The sequence below is a fragment of the Alcaligenes sp. DN25 genome (genome assembly GCF_023674485.1).
GTDB lineage: Bacteria > Pseudomonadota > Gammaproteobacteria > Burkholderiales > Burkholderiaceae_B > Alcaligenes > Alcaligenes phenolicus.
In genome coordinates this window covers 2,782,063-2,800,586 of sequence record NZ_CP098408.1, presented here as the reverse complement: position 1 = coordinate 2,800,586, position 18,524 = coordinate 2,782,063, and the positions used below count along the sequence as shown (strand labels likewise).

Genomic DNA, 18,524 nt, shown 5'->3' with positions numbered 1-18,524 from the left:
TCGCTATTTCGGACTCACCCCGGCGACCTTATGACCCGGAAGCTGGAACTCAAGGATACAATTATCAGTCCTTGGTCATCCAACGGAGACGCACCCTTTGCATCTCTACGCTGGACCCAGTCTCAGCTTCCATAGGCTGAAGCGATTATATGCCCCTTTTTGTTATGTGCAAACCTCATGAATCACAAAGATCAGCCCCTCAAGTGCGAATATTACGCATTGATGAAACGCGGGCAGGTCAGCGTATAGATAATTTTTTGTTACGTGAATGTAAAGGGGTGCCAAAAAGCCACATTTACAAAGCGATCCGTGGCGGTCAGGTGCGCGTGAATAAAGGCCGTATCAGCAGTGACTATCGTTTGCAGGACGGCGATATGGTGCGGATTCCGCCGCTGCGGCTGCCCGAGCCCGAGCAGCCGCGTCATGTTCCCGCTGCCGTTTTCCCGGTGGTGTTCGAGGACGAGCACCTGATGGTCATCGACAAGCCTGCCGGTGTTGCCGTGCATGGTGGCAGTGGTGTGTCTTTCGGTGTCATCGAGCAGTTGCGTGCTGCCCGTCCTCAGGAGCCCTTTCTGGAACTAGCCCACCGTCTGGACCGGGATACCTCCGGTTTGCTGATTATCGCCAAGCGTCGTGCCGCCCTGGTTGGTTTGCACGATATGTTCCGCGAAATCCGTGCGCGCAAGTTTTATTGGGCGTTGGTGCAGGGCGATTGGGTGAACGATCGCCAGCATATCCGTTTTCCCTTGCTGCGCTGGCTGACCGAAAGCGGGGAGCGGCGCGTCAAGGTTGACCCCACAGGCAAGCCTGCGCATACCATCATCACCATGCAGCGCCGTTTTGGTCGCTTTACTTTGGTGCAGGCGGAGCTGAAAACCGGCCGCACCCACCAGATTCGGGTTCATTTGGCCCATTCGGGCTTTCCGATTGTGGGCGACGACAAGTATGGCGACGACGCCATTCGCGATCAATTCGCCCGCCAGGGCTTCAAGCGCATGTTCCTGCATTCGGGACGCCTGGAGTTCAATCATCCTGTCACCGGACAGCCTCTGGTTCTGGAGGCCGCCTTGCCGGCTGCCTGTCAGGCCGTTCTTGAGCGTTTGGAGAAGTAGTTATGACGCGTTACGCCGCCGTTCTGTTTGATTGGGACGGCACAGTTATGGATTCGACGTACTCAATTGCCAGTTCTATTCAGTTGGCCAGTGCGGATCTGCAATTGCCTGTGCCCTCGATTCAGCAAGCCAGCTGGGTTATTGGTTTGTCGCTGGAAAGCGCCTTGTATCGCGCTGTGCCGGATTTGACTGCCGAGCAGATGCCGCTGTTTCTGGAGCGCTATCGACATCACTTTATGCAGCGCGACCCGCATATCAAGCTGTTTGACGGAATATTGCCTTTCATGGGTGAACTTCGGGGCCGCCAGATTGCCTTAGGAGTGGCAACGGGCAAAAGTCGTCAAGGTTTGGATAGAGTGCTGCAGCAGGTCAATCTCAGCACTTTTTTTGATGCTACCCGTTGTGCAGATGAAACCCGCAGCAAGCCGGACCCGGAAATGCTGCATCAATTGCTGGCCGAATTGATGTTGGAGCCCGAGCAGGTCTTGATGGTGGGCGATACCGTGCACGATATTCATATGGCGGCCAATGCGGGCATGGATAGCGTGGCTGTCACTTACGGCGCGCACGATCCTCAAACCCTGGCCAAGGCTGAGCCCACGGTCATGGTTGATAATGTGGCGCAAATGCGCGATTGGGTATTGGCACGGATTTAATAGGCGGCAAGCCGGTTTGACGACCATCTTGCCAGACAGGTTCAGGAGATGGAGATGTTCAAATCACGTTCGCAGCCCATACGTCCCTCTGAAATTACCGACGAGTCGGTCTGGCGGGCGCGCCGCCGCCTGCTTTTGCAGGCTCCCGGCGCCTTGGCCCTGGCGGCCAGCTTTCCGGGTCGGGCTCAGGCGGTCCCGGTAGGGCAGGACTTGTCGTTCACGCCTTCCCAGCGCTGGAAACTGGACGATATGCCCACCAGCGAGTCCGATGTCACCTCCTACAATAATTTCTACGAATTTGGCACGGGCAAGGAAGACCCTGCCCGCCATTCGGGGAAATTCAAGACTGAACCCTGGACTTTGCAGATTGACGGTTTGGTGAACAAGCCGCTTACCTTGGATATGGACCAGATCTTGAAGCTGGCCCCTTTGGAAGAGCGTATTTACCGTCTGCGTTGTGTTGAAGCCTGGTCCATGGTGGTGCCCTGGGTGGGCTATTCCTTGTCGGCCTTGCTAAAGCAGGCGTCGCCCAAGGGCTCGGCCCGCTTTGTTCGGTTTGAAACAGCGGCGGACCCGGAAACCATGCCGGGTCTACGCTCTCGTATCTTGGCCTGGCCCTATGTGGAGGCGCTACGGTTGGACGAGGCCATGCATCCTTTGACTCTGCTGGCTACTGGTCTGTACGGAAAAAGCCTGCCTGTTCAGAATGGAGCGCCGGTGCGGCTGATCGTGCCGTGGAAGTATGGGTTCAAATCGGCCAAGTCTTTGGTGCGCATCACCTTGACGGACACCATGCCCGAGTCCAGCTGGATGAAGGTGGCTCCGCATGAGTATGGCTTTTATGCCAATGTGAACCCGGAAGTGCCGCATCCCCGCTGGAGCCAGGCCACTGAACGTGTCATCGGTTCGGGATTCTTCGCCACCAAAAAACCGACTTTGCCTTTTAACGGCTATGCCGAAGATGTAGCGGGGTTGTATGCCGATATGGATTTAAGGCGCTATTACTGATGAGTACCTGGAAGGCTGCGCAATTGGATAGGCTCAAGCCCTTGGTGTTCTTGCTGGGCTTGTTTCCCTTGGGACGCTGGGTGTGGTTGGGTTTCAACAATGGCCTAAGTGCCAATCCAGCCGAGTTTTTGACCCGATCTAGTGGGGTTTGGGCCTTGGTGCTCTTGCTGTTGACCCTGGCTTTAAGTCCTGTAAGGCGTTTGCTGGCTCAGCCCGCCTTGGTGCGTTGGCGCCGCATGTTGGGTTTGTTCAGTTTTTTTTATGCAGCTTTGCATACCCTGGCCTGGGCCTGGTGGGATCGCTCGGGCGACTGGCTGTCCATGTGGCAGGACGTGGTGCAGCGGCCCTTGATTGCGATCGGGGTAGTGGCTGTGCTGATTTTATTGGCGTTGACCCTGACTTCCACGCATGGTTGGCAGAAACGTTTGGGTCGTGGCTGGAGCCGCTTGCATCAAACCGTGTATTTGGCGGCGGTGCTTTCCATCCTGCACTTTTACCTGATTCGTACTGGTAAAAATGATGTGGTGGAAGTTTATGTCTATGGTTTGGTTCTGGTGGGCTTGCTGGTTTTGCGCCGCTGGCCCGTATTGAAAAAGACAGTGCACTAAGCAAAACAGGTAATGAGCATAAGCCCATTACCTGTTTTTTTTTCAATCCAGACTTTGCAAAATGGCGGCTGTTTCGGCATCCAACGTGCCGTCGTAGCGGGCTGGGCGGTAGTGCATCTGGAAGGCGGCGATCACGTTTTGTGTGGCCTTGTCGAACACGCCGCTGTCAGGCGTTTCGTAGCCTGCTTTGCGCAGCAGGGCCTGGGTTTGAGCGGCAGAGGGCAGGGGACGCGTGGCGTACTGCGCCTGCAGTGCTCGGGCCTGTGATTCCTTGTACCAGCGGCCTATGCCTGCTTGGGCCAGTTCCTTCCAGGGGAAATGAGGGCCGGGGTCCAGCTTGCGTTGTGGGGCAACATCGCTGTGGCCAATAATATTGCGGGCAGACACGCCATGACGCTGAGCCAGGTCTTTCAATAGTGCTTTGATTGCTTCAATCTGCCCGGACGTATACGGAGCCCAGCGACCATCTGCCAAGCGGCCCATATTAACGATTTCGATGCCGATAGAGCCGGTGTTCAGGTCTGTGAAACCGTACCAGGAGCCCAGACCTGCATGCCAGGCGCGGCGTTCCTCTGGAACCAGACGGTAGACAGTGGGACGGCGCTCGTCACTGACCAAGTAATGGGCGCTGACATCACGCTGCGTCAGCACCTTCAAGGAGGTGGCGTGGTCGCCAGCGGTGTAGTGCATGACCAGATAACGCACTCGGCTGTTCTGGCCCTGAGCGCTATAGCTGTCATCAAGTTTGAAGGGACCGCTACTGCCACAGGCCGCCAATAAGGCCGTCAGGCTAAGTACGCCAATCTGAACGCTGCGCTTCAAGACGGGTGCAAGAAAAGACAGGGATTTCATCTTAACGACCAGCCAGAAACAGGAAAATGCAGGGGGTTTTGTCCAGGGCAGGCGGCTGGCGCTCGCGCCATTGTTCAACTGTGGCAGTCTGGATCAATTCACGCGTACCTGTCAGGTCACGAGCCAGGCACAAGCGTGTGGTGGGCTTGAGGGACTGCAGCAAGGTGCTGTACATGGCCTGATTGCGATAAGGTGTTTCGATCAGGATCTGGGTTTGTTTCAGGGCTTGGGACTGGCTTTCCCATTGTTTGAGCTGCTTGGCGCGTGCGCCGCCATCCACGGGCGCATAGCCGTGGAATACAAACTGCTGACCGTCCAGGCCGCTGGCCATCAGGCTCAGCAAAATGGAAGAGGGGCCAACGTGAGGGCGCACGGGGATCTTCATTTCGTGGGCCATGGCAACCACCAGCGCACCGGGGTCGGCGACGGCGGGGCAGCCAGCTTCCGATACCAGACCAATGGCTTGACCTTGCAGGGCTGTTTTCAGCCACTCACGCATTTCACCGGGTTTGTTGCCGCGCTTGTCCAGCGTGTGAATGGTGATTTCTTGCAGAGGTACCACGGGCTCAACCAGTTTCAGGAAGGCGCGGGCGGTTTTGGCGTTCTCGGCAATAAAGACGGTCAGTTCGCGCGTCAAAGCCTTGACGTCGGCGGGTAGCCAGCCGCTGATCGGGCTCTCGCTTAAGCCTACGGGGATCAGGTGCAAAGGGGCGGCTTGGGGCATGGCGTATCAGTCCTAAACGGAAGGGGGCAAAAGGGTGGGGCGCAAGGGGTTCAAGCCAAAGTGACGCAGCATGGTGCACAGCTCGATCAGCGGCAGGCCAATGATAGCGGTTGGGTCGTCCGAGCGCATGGACTCCATCAGGGCAATACCCAGGCTTTCGGCCTTGGCGCTGCCAGCGGTGTCATACGGTTTTTCCTGCAGCAAATAGTGCTCGATTTCTTCATCACTCAATGCGCGAAAACGACAATTGGTAACAATATCGCTGCACAGAAATTCCTGGCCATCCGTCACGCATAAAGCGCTATGGAAATCGATGTCTTGACCGCTCAGGCGACGCAGTTGTTTCTGCGCACCGGCATGGTCGCCAGGCTTGCCAATAGCGTCCTGGCCCGATGTGGCGACCTGATCGGAGCCGATCACGAGGGCGCCTGGGTTCAGCTGGCTGATACGGGCCGCTTTTTCACGCGCCAGACGCAGGCTGAGCTGGGCGGGAGCCTCTGCGGGAAGTGGGGTTTCATCAATGTCAGGAGACTGACAGGTGAAAGGCAAGCCCAAACGCGCTAACATAGCGCGGCGATAGACTGAGCTTGATGCAAGGATGAGACGCATAGTGTGTTTTAGCTGTGCTTTGGTTTGACTGCCTTGTGCTTAGCACGGTATTATCTAATGTTTTCTTCGTTATTGAAATGGTTGTAGGCTAGCTTGGCGGTTTGCCAGCTGCGCTTTACATGCTTCAATACCGAGGGGCAGGAAAAAAAGCAGTACAAGAAAAAGTGGTAGAGCCCCCAAGCGATACCAAGGCAGTGAAACAAGCAAGCAGCAAACAAGCGAAAGCGACAAATAAAGCAGAACAAACAAGCGGTTCCAGATCCTGGTAAAACCGTGGTTTGATGCCCTAAGCATACTTATGACGACACAGTATATCGACACCTTGAATCTAGCCCGTGCCCCTCAGGAAATGTCGGGTCAGGTGCTGGTGGAAGATTTGTCTCGTCTGGTATCCGATTTGCCCGATCAAGGCGATTTGCGCATTGACTGGAGTGTGTCGGGTCGGGAAGATTCTGCCCGGCGTCGTTTTGTGCATGTGCAGGCCAAAGGTAGTGTCATTTTGGAATGCCAGCGCTGTGTGAAGCCTTTTGAGTGGCCCATCGATATTTCCAACGAAGTACAGATTGTGGCAACCGAGGACGAACTTGAGCTGGATGATGACGATACGGAAGGTCCTGATCGCATCTTGTGTGAAGGCCAGTTGGATGTCCTGGGACTGGTCGAGGACGAGCTGATTCTTAGCGTGCCTTATGTGCCGCGCCATGAGGTTTGTCCCGATGCGCAGTCGCTGTCCATGGAAGCCAAGTCTGACGACCTGGATGAGTCCGCCTTTGAGCGGCCGTCCCCGTTTGCCGTATTGGGCTCGCTCAAGAAGTCTTGATTGTTTGTTACTAATTCGTTAATTTTTTCGGGCTGCACCCATTTATTCGGGGTTGTCCATCTACAGGAGTCATCATGGCTGTTCAGCAGAATAAAAAGAGCCCGTCCCGGCGTAACATGCGTCGTTCGCACGACGCGCTTACTGGTCCTTCGACGGCTATCGAGCCTACGACTGGCGAACTGCACCTGCGTCACCACATCAGCCCTAACGGCATCTACCGTGGCCGTAAAGTGCTGAAAACAAAGAACGACGAGTAATAGTCTCTTTGTCGTTGCAAGCAACATAGGTTGCATGCTTGATGTCTAACAAAAAAATACGTATTGCCATCGATTGCATGGGCGGCGATATCGGTTTATCCGTCACTGTCCCTGCAGCGCTGCTTTTTGCCAAGCGCTATCCGGATGTGCACTGCTTATTGGTTGGCGAGCCTCAGGCCATCGAGCAAACATTGCGTGCGCAAGGTAATGTCGATACCTCCTGGTACGACATTCTTCCCGCATCCGAAGTTGTCACCATGGCCGATTCGGTCGAGGTGGCCCTGCGCCGCAAAAAAGACTCCTCCATGCGAGTGGCTGCCCAGTCCGTCAAGGACGGGATAGCTGATGCCTGCATTTCTGCGGGCAATACCGGCGCATGGATGGCAATTTCGCGCTACGTACTCAAAACTCTGGATGGGATTGATCGCCCAGCCATTGCCACGTCCATCCCTAACCAAAAGGGCGGGGCCACGATCATGCTGGACCTGGGTGCCAATGTGGATTGTTCCGCAGAACACCTGTTGCAGTTCGCCATCATGGGTTCTGCGCTGGCCAGTATCGTGGATCGTCATGAGCGTCCCACCGTGGGCTTGCTCAATATTGGTGAAGAGGTCATCAAGGGCAACGAGGTCGTCAAGAAGGCGGCTGAATTGCTGCGCTCCAGCGGACTGAATTTTTACGGCAACGTAGAAGGCGACGATATCTGCAAAGGTACCGTCAACGTGGTCGTGTGCGACGGTTTCGTGGGCAATGTGGTCCTTAAATCCATTGAAGGGCTGGCCAAGATGGTCGGCAGTATGCTGCGCGACGAATTTACCCGTGACCCCTTGAGCAAAGTGTCCGCTTTGCTGGCTCGTCCTGTCTTGAATCGTTTCCGCGACAGGGTGGATAATCGCCGTCATAACGGTGCGGCCCTTTTGGGTTTACGCGGTATTGTTATCAAGAGTCATGGTTCTGCCGATGCCTACGCTTTCGGTTATGCTTTGCAACGGGCCCGCGGTGCGGTGCTCAATGGTCTGCTCAGCGGTACCAGCCAGGCAGTCGAACGCATCATGCAAAGTGTGAACTTGCATGAAGAGCAAAGCGGCGAACCAGATACACGCCATACTTCAGAGCCCTCGTCCTCATAAGAACGGGCTTGATCGGGAACATAAAATGACGATATTTGCCAAGATTATCGGTACAGGCGGCTACCTGCCTCCTCGGATTGTGTCTAACGATGATCTAGCGGTGGAGCTGGCTCAAAAGGGTATCGAAACCTCCGATCAGTGGATTGTCGAGCGTACCGGTATTCACCAGCGTCATCTTGCCGATCCCGGTGTCCGTACCAGCCACTTGGCAACCCAGGCCGCGCGTCAGGCGCTGGAAGATGCGGGCATTGCTGCCCAGGATCTGGACCTGATTGTGGTGGCTACTTCCACTCCCGATTACGTTTTCCCCAGCACCGCGTGTCTGGTGCAGGCCGAATTGGGCAACAAGGGCGCTGCCGCGTACGACGTACAAGCGGTGTGCAGCGGCTTTGTCTATGCACTGACGACTGCCGACGCCATGATCAAGGCCGGCCGTGCGCGCAATGCGCTGGTCATCGGTGCCGAAGTGTTCTCCAGCATCCTGGACTGGAACGACCGCTCTACCTGCGTCCTGTTTGGCGACGGTGCGGGCGCTGTGGTTCTGCAAGCCAGCGATGAACCCGGTGTTCTGGCTGCCCAGCTCAATGCAGATGGCAGTCAAATGGGTATTTTGTGCGCGGCAGGCAATGTCTCGCACGGTCAGGTAGTGGGCGATCCCTTCCTGCGTATGGATGGTCAGGCTGTGTTCAAGCTGGCTGTCACTTCTCTGGCCGCTTCGGCCAATCAAGTCTGCGAACAGGCTGGCGTCTCTCTGGCCGATATCGATTGGCTGGTGCCGCACCAGGCCAACGTTCGTATCATCAATTTTCTAGGTCGTAAGCTGGGTATCCCCTCCGAGAAGGTGGTTATCACGGTTGATCAACATGCCAACACCTCGGCAGCCAGTGTGCCATTGGCCCTGAATGCCGCTCGCCGGGATGGTCGTATCCGTGCCGGTGATCTGGCGCTGTTGCAAGGCGTGGGTGGCGGCTTTACCTGGGGTTCGGTGCTGGTCCGCTGCTAAGTAGCGCGATCCGGATTACCGCCTCATCTCTTTGGGTTTTTCTACCATGAAAATTGCGTTTGTCTTTCCAGGACAAGGCTCGCAGTCCGTAGGCATGCTCGATGCCTGGGCCGAGTCTGCTGTCGTACAGCAAGCCATTGCACAAGCCAGCCAGTCGCTGGGCCAGGACCTGGCTCAGTTGATGGCACAAGGGCCTGCCGAGGCTCTGAACCTGACTACCAATACTCAACCTGTCATGCTGGCTAGCGCCGTGGCCATGTATCAGGCCTGGATTCAGGCCGGTGGCCCCGCTCCTGCCGTGATGGCCGGTCATAGCCTGGGTGAATACTCGGCCCTGACTGCTGCCGGTGCTCTGAGCCTGGAACAAGCAGTTCCGCTGGTTCGCATCCGTGCCGATGCCATGCAAGCTGCCGTACCTGTGGGTGTCGGTACCATGGCTGCCGTGCTGGGTCTGGATGACGATCAAGTGCGCGATGTGTGTGCTCGTGCCTCTGAGGGACAGCAGATTGTTCAGGCTGTTAACTACAATGCGCCTGCTCAGGTTGTGATAGCCGGGAATGTGGAAGCGGTAGATCGTGCATGTGCGCTGGCTAAAGAAGCCGGTGCCAAGCGTGCCTTGGTGCTGCCTGTATCGGCTCCTTTCCACTCCAGTCTGTTGGAACCGGCAGCTGCTGTGCTGGCCCAGGCTCTGGCCTCGGTTCAAGTGCAGACGCCTGCTATTTCCGTGATCAATAACGTGGACGTAGCCGCGCCTACCGACCCCGAACAGATTAAAGATGCTTTGGTCCGTCAGGCCTGGCATCCCGTACGCTGGGTTGAGACCATCCAGGCCATGAAGGCCCAGGGAGTCACCCACGTGGTCGAGTGTGGTCCAGGCAAAGTGCTGACGGGTCTGGTCAAGCGTATTGACCGTGATCTGGTCGCCTTGTCGATCAGCGACCCTGCGTCCTTGCAGGCCACTTTGGAAGCCCTGGAGGGAGCATAAATGCAAGAATTGGATCTAAGCGGCAAGACTGCCCTGGTAACCGGCGCATCGCGCGGTATCGGTCAGGCGATTGCTAAAGAATTGATGGCACGTGGTGCCAAGGTGGTTGGTACCGCTACTTCCGAGTCCGGCGCACAGGCGATTTCCGCTGTGCTGGATCAGAATGGCAGCTACGGCCATGTTTTGAACGTGGACGACCCGGCTGCTTGCGAAGCGCTGATTTCGGCTTTGAGCAAAGAAGACGGTGGCCCGCACATTCTGGTTAATAATGCCGGTATTACGCGTGACAACCTGGCCATGCGCTTGAAAGATGAAGACTGGGATGCCGTTATCCAGACCAATCTAAGTGCCGTGTTCCGCCTGTCGCGTGCCGTTATCCGCCCCATGATGAAAGCCCGCTGGGGCCGTATCATCAGCATCACTTCGGTGGTGGGCGAGAGCGGTAACCCCGGTCAAGCCAACTACGCAGCTGCCAAAGCCGGTGTCGCCGGCATGAGCCGTGCCTTGGCGCGCGAGCTCGGTAGCCGTAACATTACAGTTAATTGTGTCGCTCCGGGCTTTATTGATACGGACATGACACGCTCTCTGACCCCTGAGCAGTCGGCGGCAATTTTGTCGCAAATCCCCCTGGGACGACTGGGCGCTGCTGAAGATATCGCTAATGCGGTAGCCTTCCTGGCCGGGTCGCAAGCGCAATATATTACGGGCAGCACCATCCATGTGAATGGTGGTATGCACATGTAAGGCTTGGCATCGCGCCCGGCTGAGGTAAAATTGCGGGATTATTTGGGGCCTATTGCTTGAGCCGGCGTTGTAAGAATAACGTTGGGCCTCATACAAGAACGCCGTTTTTTGTCATAGCTTATCCCTCTTAGCAGTATGGATTGGCTATAATTTGCGGGAATTTTTCCCAACTTGGAGAATCTGCATGGAAAGCATCGAACAGCGCGTCAAGAAGATCGTCGCTGAACAACTTGGCGTTAACGAAGCCGAGATCAAAAACGAATCTTCTTTTCTCGACGACCTCGGTGCCGACTCGCTCGACATGGTCGAGCTCGTGATGGCGCTCGAAGACGAATTCGAAACCGAAATACCAGACGAAGAAGCTGAGAAAATCACGACGGTCCAGCAAGCTGTGGACTACATCAATTCTCACAGCAAGCAGTAAGTTCAATTAAGAGGGTGGGCGGCATTGTGCACGCCCTCGCTCCAGAGCGGTTTCCAGAGAGTAGCCTGTGCCCGGCGGCTTTAGCTTGCAAGACGCAGTTATTCCCTTTAAACCGCTTTTTTTGTGTTTAGGAGTCATCCGTGAAACGACGTGTCGTGATTACCGGGCTGGGTATTGTTTCCCCGGTCGGCAACGATATTCCTACCGCGTGGGATAACATCGTCAATGGGCGTTCGGGCATCGGGCGTATTACCCGTTTCGATCCTTCGGCCCTAACAGCCCAGATAGCGGGTGAGGTCAAGGATTTTGATTTAACACCATACATTTCGTCCAAAGAAGCCAAGCAGATGGATACCTTTATCCATTACGGCGTGGTGGCAGGTATGCAAGCCTGGAAGGACTGCGGCCTGGACATCAACAGCATCAATGCTGAGCGTGTCGGCGTTATCGTAGGTTCGGGGATTGGTGGTTTGCCCCGCATTGAAGAAACCCAAAAAGATTATCTGGAACGGGGCCCACGTCGGATTTCCCCGTTCTTTGTGCCTGGCTCCCTGGTCAATCTGGTGTCTGGCCAACTGTCCATCGGCCTGGGCCTGAAAGGTCCTAGCTACGCTGTTGTGTCGGCATGTACAACCGGCCTGCACTCCATTGGTGACGCTGCTCGCTTGATCGAGTATGGCGACGCCGATGTGATGATTGCCGGCGGTGCCGAGTCCACCGTGTCCCCGCTGGGTATTGGCGGTTTTGCTGCCATGCGTGCTCTGTCCACCCGTAACGACGATCCTGAAACGGCATCGCGTCCCTGGGATATGGACCGCGACGGCTTTGTGCTGGGTGAGGGCGCTGGTGTGCTGGTGCTGGAAGAGTACGAACACGCCAAAAAACGTGGCGCACGCATTTACGGCGAGTTCTCCGGCTACGGCATGAGCTCTGACGCTCACCATATCACTTCGCCCGACCGTGACGGTCCGCGTCGTGGCGTGATGAATGCCTTGCGTAACGGTGGCATCAACGCTGACGAAGTTCAGTACGTCAACGCACACGGTACTTCCACGCCATTGGGCGATGTGAACGAGTCCGAAGCATTGAAACTGGCTTTTGGCGATCACGCTTACAAGCTGGTGGTCAACTCCACCAAGTCCATGACGGGTCACCTCCTGGGTGCGGCCGGTGGTATTGAAGCGGTGTTCACCACCTTGGCGGTGTATAACCAGATCTCGCCCCCAACCATCAACATCTTCAACCAGGACCCTGCCTGCGACCTGGATTACTGCGCCAACCAGGCGCGTGACATGAAGATTGATGTCGCTCTGTCCAACTCCTTCGGGTTTGGCGGCACTAACGGTTCGATGGTGGTTCGTCGTCTTCGCTAAGCTGGACTGCCCCACTCGTAACGCCCAGTCCTGGTCGATCGGAGCTCCGGCTCCGGTGCGCCGACTGGGCGCTTTTGTCTGTGCCTTGCTTGCAGCAGCCCTGGCCTGGACAATGTCTAGCTGGCAATGGCCCTGGGCTCTGGCAATATTGGCAGGTGCTTTGTGGGCTTATTTTTTGTATGCTCGCAGTCGTGGGGCATGGGATGAGCGCGCTACACTAGCGTATCGTGCAGGGCTATACTCCTTGAAGTGCGAGGGGGCTGCAAAGGAGTCCGTGCAAATAGAGCAGATCTGGCGTTGTGCCTGGTTCATGACCTTGCGTTTGCGCCGTGATTGCTCCAAGGCTTGCCGTACCGTGACCGTATGGCGCCGCGCCCAGTCGCAGCAGGACTGGTGGGCCTTGTCTTTATGTGCCAACCGACTGTCTCATCAGGTCCGTGCTCAGAATAAGGATTCTTAATGAGTGAACGCGATACCGATGCCGAACTAGTTGCACGTGTTCAGCGTGGGGATAAGCGAGCCTTTGACCTGCTGGTACTGAAGTACCAGCGCAAAATCATGCGTCTGCTCAGCCGCATGGTACGTGACCCGTCTGAAGTCGAGGACGTGGCTCAGGAAACCTTCATCAAAGCGTACCGAGCTCTTCCCCAGTTCCGGGGCGAGAGTGCTTTTTACACCTGGCTGTACCGCATTGCGATCAACACGGCCCGTAACTGGCAGGCCTCGGCCGCTCGACGTCCCAACACTTTGCAGAACGTCGAAACTGAAGAAGGTGAAACTTTTGACCGAATCGACAACCTAAGCGATATAAGCACGCCAGAATCGATGATGGTCAGTCGCCAGATTGCTGAAACGGTAAATACAGCGATCCAGGCACTGCCCGAAGAGTTGCGGACGGCTATCGTGCTACGTGAAATAGAAGGTATGAGCTACGAAGATATTGCTCAGACCATGGACTGCCCTATAGGAACTGTACGCTCACGCATCTTTCGAGCCCGTGACGCCATTGCTGCGCAATTGCGTCCCATACTCGATGGTGAAGATAGTGAACGACGGTGGTAAGGATTGATGATGCAAGCCCTGAAATCCCATTCCGATGATGATCAACTCAATGCCTGGGAGGCCGCCGTGTCTTCCTGGGTGGATGGCGAGGCTGAAATACGCCCCGAGGAACTGGACTCCCCCTACGGGCGTCAAGTCTGGGATACCTACCATTTGATTGGTGACATCATGCGTACCGATGCGCTGGCGATCCGTACGTCGGATCGCTTTTACGCGCGTCTGTCCAAAGCAATTGACGAAGAGCCTACCGTGCTCGCCCCGAATGCCATGAAACGACCCTTGGTGCAGCGCTATGGTGTCAGCGGCCTGGCCGTGGTGGCTGCCGTGGCTGCCGCCTTGTGGGTAGGCCTGCCGTATATGGGGGTGAACTCCGTGCCAGGCACGCTGGTGGCCAGCGCCCAGGATGATCAGCTCTGGAATGATTACGCGGATTTGCACCGCGACTTTGTTGGTACCGGTCCGGTACGCCATGTTTCCTTTGAAAGTGGAGCCCTGGGTCAATGAGGTCTGTACGTATGCCGTCGCAGATGGGCTTGGCGCGTCTCTATAAGGGCTTGTTTGCCCTTTCTCTGGCGGTGCTGTGCACACCTGTACTGGCTCAGGATGCCAGCGGGCTGGAGCCCCTGGATCTGCCCTGGTTGCAGAAAGTCCATAAAGCGGCGCGTGACCTGGATTATTCCGGGGTCATTATTTACACCCAGGATCAGGCCAGCCAGTCCATGAAACTGGTCCACATTATTGATGGTACCGGCGAGCGCGAGCGTCTGGAGATTCTGGACGGCGAGCCGCGCGAGTTTCTGCGTCAGAACGAAGTCACCCAATGCCTGATTCCCGAAAAGAAAATGGTGGTGATCGAGCGTCGTGAAAACGAACGCTTTCCCAGTTTTCTGGTTGGTGATGTCAGCCAATTACCCAATTTTTACGATATGCGCCGCTTGCCATCGCGCGAGCGCGTGGCCGGTCGCCCTTGCGACCTGATCGAGCTGGTTCCCAAGGATGATCAGCGTTACGGCTACCGCGTGTGTGCCGATACCGATCATCATTTGCTATTGAAAATGCAGACTCTGGACCCACAACAAGAGGTAGTGGATCAGATCGCTTTTGCCTCTGTTGCCTTTGGCGAGCAGGTGGATTTGCAGGAACTGCGTACCAGTTGGAACCCCAGCAAGTGGGAAGTGGTCGAACCCGAAGTACGAAAAATAGATTTGAACGAGCTGGGTTGGCATCTGGCCATGCCTGCCGGTTTTACCTTGCGGTCCGAAATGCTCCGGCCCATGCGTGCGGGGCGTCAGGTCACCCATTTGATGTTGTCTGATGGTCTGGCTGCCATTTCCGTGTTTCTGGAGAAGGTAGGGACCCCTGAAGCAGAAGAAAACAGCCTGGGTGCCTTTCACCGTGGCTCCATGAATATGTACCGCAGTCGCATTAATGATTATGTTTTGACCAGCACGGGTGCCGTACCTGTACAGACCTTGCGCGCCTTGCTGGAAGGTACCCAGTTCACCCCTCTATCCCGGACACATTGACTATCGTCCACCAGGAGTCTTTGAATGGAAAAATCGAGTCAAAAAATGCGTATTCCTGTTCTCTCGGCCTTGACGGCGGCCGTGATGCTGGCGGCGGGTGCGCCTATGGCCTACGCGCAGGCTCAGCCTGTCACGACAACCGAGCAAGTCCAGGGCACGACGCTGGGGCTGCCTGACTTTACTGGCGTTGTTGCCAAGACCGAGGATGGAGTAGTCAATATCCGTACCACCGAGGCCGTCCGGGTGCGCTCCCCCGCCATGGGTCCGGGCTCGGATCCTTATGATATGTTCCGCTGGTTCTTTGGGCCCGATTTCATGCCGCCCGGCATGGCGCCGCAGCGCCCTCGTGGCGGTGGCAATGAAGGCCAGCAGCCTCAAGAGCGCACAGTGCCACGTGGTGTGGGTTCGGGTTTCATCATCTCTGCTGACGGCTACATCCTGACCAATAACCATGTGGTGGCCGACTCCAATGGCATTTTCGTCACGCTGAGCAACGGCAAGGAATATCCAGCCAAGATCATCGGGACGGACGAGCGCACCGACGTGGCCCTGATCAAGATCGAAGCCAAAGACCTGAAGCCCATGGTGATCGGTGATTCCAAGCAGCTCAAGAAAGGACAGTGGGTTCTGGCTATTGGCTCGCCCTTCGGTCTGGAATCCACCGTGACCTCCGGGATTGTCAGCGCCATCAACCGTGAAACCGGCGATTACCTGCCTTTCATTCAGACCGACGTGGCTGTGAACCCTGGTAACTCCGGTGGTCCGCTGATCAATCTGAATGGTGAAGTAGTGGGTGTGAACTCCCAGATCATTTCGCGTAGCGGTGGCTTCATGGGTATTTCCCTGGCCATTCCTATCGACGAAGCGATGAATGTGGTCGAGCAGCTCAAGTCTGACGGCAAGGTGACTCGCGGTCGTATCGGTGTGCAGATCACTCCGGTAGCCGATGATGTCGCTACCGCACTGGGTCTGAAAGACAGCAAGGGAGCCTTGGTCAGCAGCGTGGAAGAGGGCGGTCCTGCCGCCAAGGCCGGTATTCAGTCTGGCGACGTGATCCTGAAGTTCAACGGTCGCACCATTGATCAAATGACAGACTTGCCCCGTATTGTGGGAAGCACCAAACCAGGTCAAAGCTCCACACTGGAAATCTGGCGCAAGGGCAAGTTGCAGACCATCAAGATTGATGTCGAAGAAATGCCTTCCAGCAGCCCAACTGCTGCCGCCAAGGACGAGAAAGACAGTTCTGCTGCCAGCACGGCCGATGCCTTTGGCTTGAAAGTGACGGCAGTTCCTGCTGCTGATCTGAAGCGTTTGGGCGTTGAAAGTGCGGTTCAGGTAACAGAGGCCACGGCCCCTGCCAGCGAAGCCGGTCTGCAGCCTGGTGACCTGATTTTGCGTGTCAACGATAAAGACGTAGGGACGCCGGATCAATACGCTAAAATGGTGGCTTCCTTGGATAAATCCAAAGCAGCAGCCTTGCTGGTCCTGCGTGCAGGGCAGTCGCAATGGGTTTTGATTACGCCATCGAAATAAAAATTCTGTAAAACGGCTAAAATGGTAGTCATTGATGAACTCCGGCCAGGGGCCGGAGTTTTTCCGCCGCTATTCGCGGGGGCAGTCTGCCCCGAATGGATACTGGCTCCACGTGCGCCCGTCTGACAGGACGGGTCTTGCGTTTTCGGCGCGTGGACTGAAAAGGGGCGTCATGTGCGCCCCTTTCTTGTGCCGTCTCTCTGGCATTGCGCCTCAACATTTTCTTTGTTTATTAACGGGTTTATGGATCACATCCGCAATTTCTCTATTATTGCCCACATCGATCATGGCAAATCGACCTTGGCTGACCGCCTGATCCAACGCTGTGGTGGCCTGGCCGACCGCGAGATGTCGACCCAGGTTCTGGATTCGATGGACATCGAGAAAGAGCGTGGCATCACGATTAAGGCCCAGACCGCCGCTTTGCACTACAAGGCTCAGGATGGCAAGGTATACAACCTGAACCTGATCGACACCCCCGGCCACGTTGACTTCTCCTATGAAGTCAGCCGTTCCTTGTCGGCCTGTGAAGGTGCCTTGCTGGTCGTGGACGCTTCCCAAGGTGTGGAAGCGCAGACTGTAGCCAACTGCTATACCGCTTTGGATCAGGGCGTGGAAGTGATTCCAGTGCTCAACAAAATGGACTTGCCTTCGGCTGACCCGGATGCCGCTCGCCAGGAAGTGGAAGACGTGATTGGCATTGATGCCAGTGACGCAATTGCCGCCAGTGCGAAAACCGGCCTGGGTATCGACGAGATTCTGGAAACCATCGTGGCGCGTGTTCCGCCGCCAGTGGGTGATCCGACTGCTCCCTTGCAAGCCCTGATCATTGACTCTTGGTTTGACAACTACGTGGGCGTGGTCATGCTGGTGCGCATCGTCAACGGTGTGCTCAAGCCCAAGGAAAAAATTCTGCTGATGGCCACCCGTGCGACGCACCTGGTCGAGCATATCGGTGTCTTTACCCCCAAGTCTGAAAACCGTCCTCATCTGTCTGCAGGCGAGGTGGGTTTCATTATTGCCGGCATTAAAGAGCTGGAACACGCCAAGGTTGGTGACACCATCACTCTGGCCGGCAAACCGGCTGAAAAAGCCTTGCCGGGCTTCAAGGAAGTGAAGCCTCAGGTGTTTGCCGGTTTGTACCCGGTGGAAAGCAGTGAGTACGACCAGCTGCGCGACTCTCTGGAAAAGCTCAAGCTGAACGACTCGTCCCTGATGTTCGAGCCCGAAGTGTCCCAGGCGCTGGGTTTTGGTTTCCGTTGCGGCTTCCTGGGCCTGCTTCATATGGAAATCGTCCAGGAGCGTCTGGAGCGCGAATTCGACATGGATATCATCACCACCGCACCGTCGGTGGTGTACGAGGTCGAGCGTCGTGACGGCGAAGTCTTGATGATTGAAAGCCCTTCCCGCATGCCGGAAGTGGCCCATATCGAAGACGTACGCGAGCCTATTGTTGTGGTTTCGCTGCTAATGCCGCAGGAATACGTAGGCCCGGTCATGACCCTGTGTACAGCCAAGCGCGGTTTGCAGTTAAATATGACCTATCATGGCCGTCAGGTGAACCTGGTCTATGAGATGCCTCTGGCCGAGATCGTGCTGGACTTCTTTGACCGACTCAAATCGGTATCGCGCGGCTACGCTTCCATGGACTACGAGTTCAAGGAATACCGTTCGGCCGATGTGGTCAAGGTTGATATCCTGATCAACGGCGACCGGGTTGATGCCCTGTCCATGATTGTGCACCGTAGCAACGCCCGTTACCGTGGACGCGAAGTGGTCGCCAAGATGCGCTCTCTGATTCCGCGGCAGATGTTTGATATTGCGATTCAGGCTGCCATTGGCGCCGAAGTTATTTCTCGCGAAAACGTCAAGGCATTGCGCAAGAACGTGCTGGCCAAGTGTTATGGCGGCGATATTTCTCGTAAGAAAAAGCTGCTTGAGAAGCAAAAAGCCGGTAAGAAGCGGATGAAGCAAGTTGGGAACGTGGAAATTCCGCAGGAAGCCTTTTTGGCAATTTTGCAGGTCGAGGATAAGTAATGCTCTGGTCGGCAGCTCAAGCCGACCACAGCCAGGACTGCTTTAATTTCTTTAAAGGAAA

Annotated in this window: 21 protein-coding genes; 18 read left to right on the top strand and 3 right to left on the bottom strand. The window is 56.1% G+C overall.

What is annotated here, in order from left to right; genetic code table 11:
- Positions 1-149 precede the first annotated feature (149 nt).
- The 4 genes from NBV64_RS13095 to msrQ are packed head-to-tail and all read left to right on the top strand — an operon-like array spanning position 150 to position 3,384.
- Entirely contained in the window at positions 150-1,112 is a 963-nt protein-coding gene (locus tag NBV64_RS13095) for an RluA family pseudouridine synthase (protein WP_264180248.1), read from the top strand.
- 2 nt (positions 1,113-1,114) lie between these two features.
- Positions 1,115-1,768 (top strand): HAD family hydrolase, encoded by a 654-nt coding sequence (locus tag NBV64_RS13090; protein ID WP_009456607.1) that lies wholly within the window; start codon positions 1,115-1,117, stop codon positions 1,766-1,768.
- Positions 1,769-1,822: 54 nt separating this feature from the next.
- A complete protein-coding gene (msrP, locus tag NBV64_RS13085; protein ID WP_250755918.1) occupies positions 1,823-2,776 on the top strand; it encodes a protein-methionine-sulfoxide reductase catalytic subunit MsrP in 954 nt (317 codons plus the stop codon).
- Positions 2,776-3,384 carry a protein-methionine-sulfoxide reductase heme-binding subunit MsrQ gene (msrQ, locus tag NBV64_RS13080; protein ID WP_250755917.1) on the top strand — a complete coding sequence of 203 codons (609 nt, stop codon included), beginning with the start codon at positions 2,776-2,778 and terminating at the stop codon, positions 3,382-3,384. The genes msrP and msrQ overlap by 1 nt, the downstream gene beginning before the upstream one ends.
- A 42-nt stretch (positions 3,385-3,426) precedes the next feature.
- Here the strand turns inward: msrQ and NBV64_RS13075 are convergent, their stop codons facing one another.
- From NBV64_RS13075 to NBV64_RS13065, 3 genes are read right to left on the bottom strand one after another with little or no spacing between them, the layout of a single operon-like run.
- Complete coding sequence (locus NBV64_RS13075) at positions 3,427-4,236, bottom strand: N-acetylmuramoyl-L-alanine amidase (RefSeq protein WP_250755916.1); 810 nt, start codon at positions 4,234-4,236, stop codon at positions 3,427-3,429.
- Between the two features lies 1 nt (position 4,237).
- Positions 4,238-4,960, bottom strand: coding sequence for an SAM-dependent methyltransferase (locus NBV64_RS13070; protein ID WP_088450515.1), 723 nt, complete (start codon positions 4,958-4,960; stop codon positions 4,238-4,240).
- 12 nt (positions 4,961-4,972) lie between these two features.
- Positions 4,973-5,527, bottom strand: a complete 555-nt coding sequence (locus NBV64_RS13065; protein WP_021446872.1) for a Maf family protein — start codon at positions 5,525-5,527, stop codon at positions 4,973-4,975.
- A gap of 340 nt (positions 5,528-5,867) precedes the next feature.
- Here NBV64_RS13065 and NBV64_RS13060 point away from each other — a divergent pair, with 340 nt between their 5' ends.
- The 14 genes from NBV64_RS13060 (at position 5,868) to lepA (ending at position 18,463) form a co-directional block, all read left to right on the top strand.
- Entirely contained in the window at positions 5,868-6,389 is a 522-nt protein-coding gene (locus NBV64_RS13060) for a YceD family protein (protein WP_009456592.1), read from the top strand.
- A gap of 74 nt (positions 6,390-6,463) precedes the next feature.
- Complete coding sequence (gene rpmF / locus NBV64_RS13055; RefSeq protein ID WP_003800968.1) at positions 6,464-6,646, top strand: 50S ribosomal protein L32; 183 nt, start codon at positions 6,464-6,466, stop codon at positions 6,644-6,646.
- Between the two features lie 41 nt (positions 6,647-6,687).
- Positions 6,688-7,776, top strand: coding sequence for a phosphate acyltransferase PlsX (gene plsX, locus NBV64_RS13050; RefSeq protein WP_009456590.1), 1,089 nt, complete (start codon positions 6,688-6,690; stop codon positions 7,774-7,776).
- Positions 7,777-7,801: 25 nt separating this feature from the next.
- The gene (locus NBV64_RS13045) at positions 7,802-8,779 is read left to right on the top strand and encodes a beta-ketoacyl-ACP synthase III (protein WP_009456588.1); all 978 of its coding nucleotides are present in this window, start codon (positions 7,802-7,804) and stop codon (positions 8,777-8,779) included.
- Between the two features lie 46 nt (positions 8,780-8,825).
- Entirely contained in the window at positions 8,826-9,764 is a 939-nt protein-coding gene (fabD, locus tag NBV64_RS13040; RefSeq protein WP_021446871.1) for an ACP S-malonyltransferase, read from the top strand.
- Positions 9,765-10,508, top strand: a complete 744-nt coding sequence (gene fabG / locus NBV64_RS13035) for a 3-oxoacyl-ACP reductase FabG (protein ID WP_021446870.1) — start codon at positions 9,765-9,767, stop codon at positions 10,506-10,508. It abuts the gene before it with no gap.
- Positions 10,509-10,692: 184 nt separating this feature from the next.
- The gene (gene acpP, locus NBV64_RS13030) at positions 10,693-10,932 is read left to right on the top strand and encodes an acyl carrier protein (RefSeq protein WP_003800961.1); all 240 of its coding nucleotides are present in this window, start codon (positions 10,693-10,695) and stop codon (positions 10,930-10,932) included.
- A gap of 140 nt (positions 10,933-11,072) precedes the next feature.
- Positions 11,073-12,305 (top strand): beta-ketoacyl-ACP synthase II, encoded by a 1,233-nt coding sequence (gene fabF, locus NBV64_RS13025; protein ID WP_021446869.1) that lies wholly within the window; start codon positions 11,073-11,075, stop codon positions 12,303-12,305.
- Positions 12,306-12,579: 274 nt separating this feature from the next.
- Positions 12,580-12,765 carry a hypothetical protein gene (locus NBV64_RS13020; RefSeq protein ID WP_235484275.1) on the top strand — a complete coding sequence of 62 codons (186 nt, stop codon included), beginning with the start codon at positions 12,580-12,582 and terminating at the stop codon, positions 12,763-12,765.
- Positions 12,765-13,367, top strand: a complete 603-nt coding sequence (gene rpoE / locus NBV64_RS13015; RefSeq protein ID WP_009456579.1) for an RNA polymerase sigma factor RpoE — start codon at positions 12,765-12,767, stop codon at positions 13,365-13,367. Before NBV64_RS13020 ends, rpoE begins: the two co-directional genes overlap by 1 nt.
- A 6-nt stretch (positions 13,368-13,373) precedes the next feature.
- A complete protein-coding gene (locus tag NBV64_RS13010) occupies positions 13,374-13,871 on the top strand; it encodes a sigma-E factor negative regulatory protein (RefSeq protein ID WP_250755915.1) in 498 nt (165 codons plus the stop codon).
- The gene (locus NBV64_RS13005; RefSeq protein ID WP_230940648.1) at positions 13,868-14,893 is read left to right on the top strand and encodes a MucB/RseB C-terminal domain-containing protein; all 1,026 of its coding nucleotides are present in this window, start codon (positions 13,868-13,870) and stop codon (positions 14,891-14,893) included. Before NBV64_RS13010 ends, NBV64_RS13005 begins: the two co-directional genes overlap by 4 nt.
- A 24-nt stretch (positions 14,894-14,917) precedes the next feature.
- Entirely contained in the window at positions 14,918-16,426 is a 1,509-nt protein-coding gene (locus NBV64_RS13000) for a DegQ family serine endoprotease (protein WP_250755914.1), read from the top strand.
- Positions 16,427-16,669: 243 nt separating this feature from the next.
- Entirely contained in the window at positions 16,670-18,463 is a 1,794-nt protein-coding gene (gene lepA, locus NBV64_RS12995) for a translation elongation factor 4 (protein WP_009456571.1), read from the top strand.
- Positions 18,464-18,524: the final 61 nt, after the last annotated feature.

What these genes read in the sequence shown, in the direction of transcription:
- NBV64_RS13090 (WP_009456607.1), top strand. Translation starts at nt 1,115, where the DNA reads ATGACGCGTTACGCCGCCGTTCTGTTTGATTGGGACGGCACAGTTATG.
- msrQ (WP_250755917.1), top strand. Translation starts at nt 2,776, where the DNA reads ATGAGTACCTGGAAGGCTGCGCAATTGGATAGGCTCAAGCCCTTGGTG.
- NBV64_RS13075 (WP_250755916.1), bottom strand. Translation starts at nt 4,236, where the DNA reads ATGAAATCCCTGTCTTTTCTTGCACCCGTCTTGAAGCGCAGCGTTCAG.
- NBV64_RS13095 (WP_264180248.1), top strand. Translation starts at nt 150, where the DNA reads ATGCCCCTTTTTGTTATGTGCAAACCTCATGAATCACAAAGATCAGCC.
- NBV64_RS13045 (WP_009456588.1), top strand. Translation starts at nt 7,802, where the DNA reads ATGACGATATTTGCCAAGATTATCGGTACAGGCGGCTACCTGCCTCCT.
- rpoE (WP_009456579.1), top strand. Translation starts at nt 12,765, where the DNA reads ATGAGTGAACGCGATACCGATGCCGAACTAGTTGCACGTGTTCAGCGT.
- plsX (WP_009456590.1), top strand. Translation starts at nt 6,688, where the DNA reads ATGTCTAACAAAAAAATACGTATTGCCATCGATTGCATGGGCGGCGAT.
- NBV64_RS13060 (WP_009456592.1), top strand. Translation starts at nt 5,868, where the DNA reads ATGACGACACAGTATATCGACACCTTGAATCTAGCCCGTGCCCCTCAG.
- NBV64_RS13070 (WP_088450515.1), bottom strand. Translation starts at nt 4,960, where the DNA reads ATGCCCCAAGCCGCCCCTTTGCACCTGATCCCCGTAGGCTTAAGCGAG.
- fabG (WP_021446870.1), top strand. Translation starts at nt 9,765, where the DNA reads ATGCAAGAATTGGATCTAAGCGGCAAGACTGCCCTGGTAACCGGCGCA.
- rpmF (WP_003800968.1), top strand. Translation starts at nt 6,464, where the DNA reads ATGGCTGTTCAGCAGAATAAAAAGAGCCCGTCCCGGCGTAACATGCGT.
- NBV64_RS13065 (WP_021446872.1), bottom strand. Translation starts at nt 5,527, where the DNA reads ATGTTAGCGCGTTTGGGCTTGCCTTTCACCTGTCAGTCTCCTGACATT.
- msrP (WP_250755918.1), top strand. Translation starts at nt 1,823, where the DNA reads ATGTTCAAATCACGTTCGCAGCCCATACGTCCCTCTGAAATTACCGAC.
- lepA (WP_009456571.1), top strand. Translation starts at nt 16,670, where the DNA reads ATGGATCACATCCGCAATTTCTCTATTATTGCCCACATCGATCATGGC.
- NBV64_RS13010 (WP_250755915.1), top strand. Translation starts at nt 13,374, where the DNA reads ATGATGCAAGCCCTGAAATCCCATTCCGATGATGATCAACTCAATGCC.
- NBV64_RS13000 (WP_250755914.1), top strand. Translation starts at nt 14,918, where the DNA reads ATGGAAAAATCGAGTCAAAAAATGCGTATTCCTGTTCTCTCGGCCTTG.
- NBV64_RS13005 (WP_230940648.1), top strand. Translation starts at nt 13,868, where the DNA reads ATGAGGTCTGTACGTATGCCGTCGCAGATGGGCTTGGCGCGTCTCTAT.
- fabD (WP_021446871.1), top strand. Translation starts at nt 8,826, where the DNA reads ATGAAAATTGCGTTTGTCTTTCCAGGACAAGGCTCGCAGTCCGTAGGC.
- acpP (WP_003800961.1), top strand. Translation starts at nt 10,693, where the DNA reads ATGGAAAGCATCGAACAGCGCGTCAAGAAGATCGTCGCTGAACAACTT.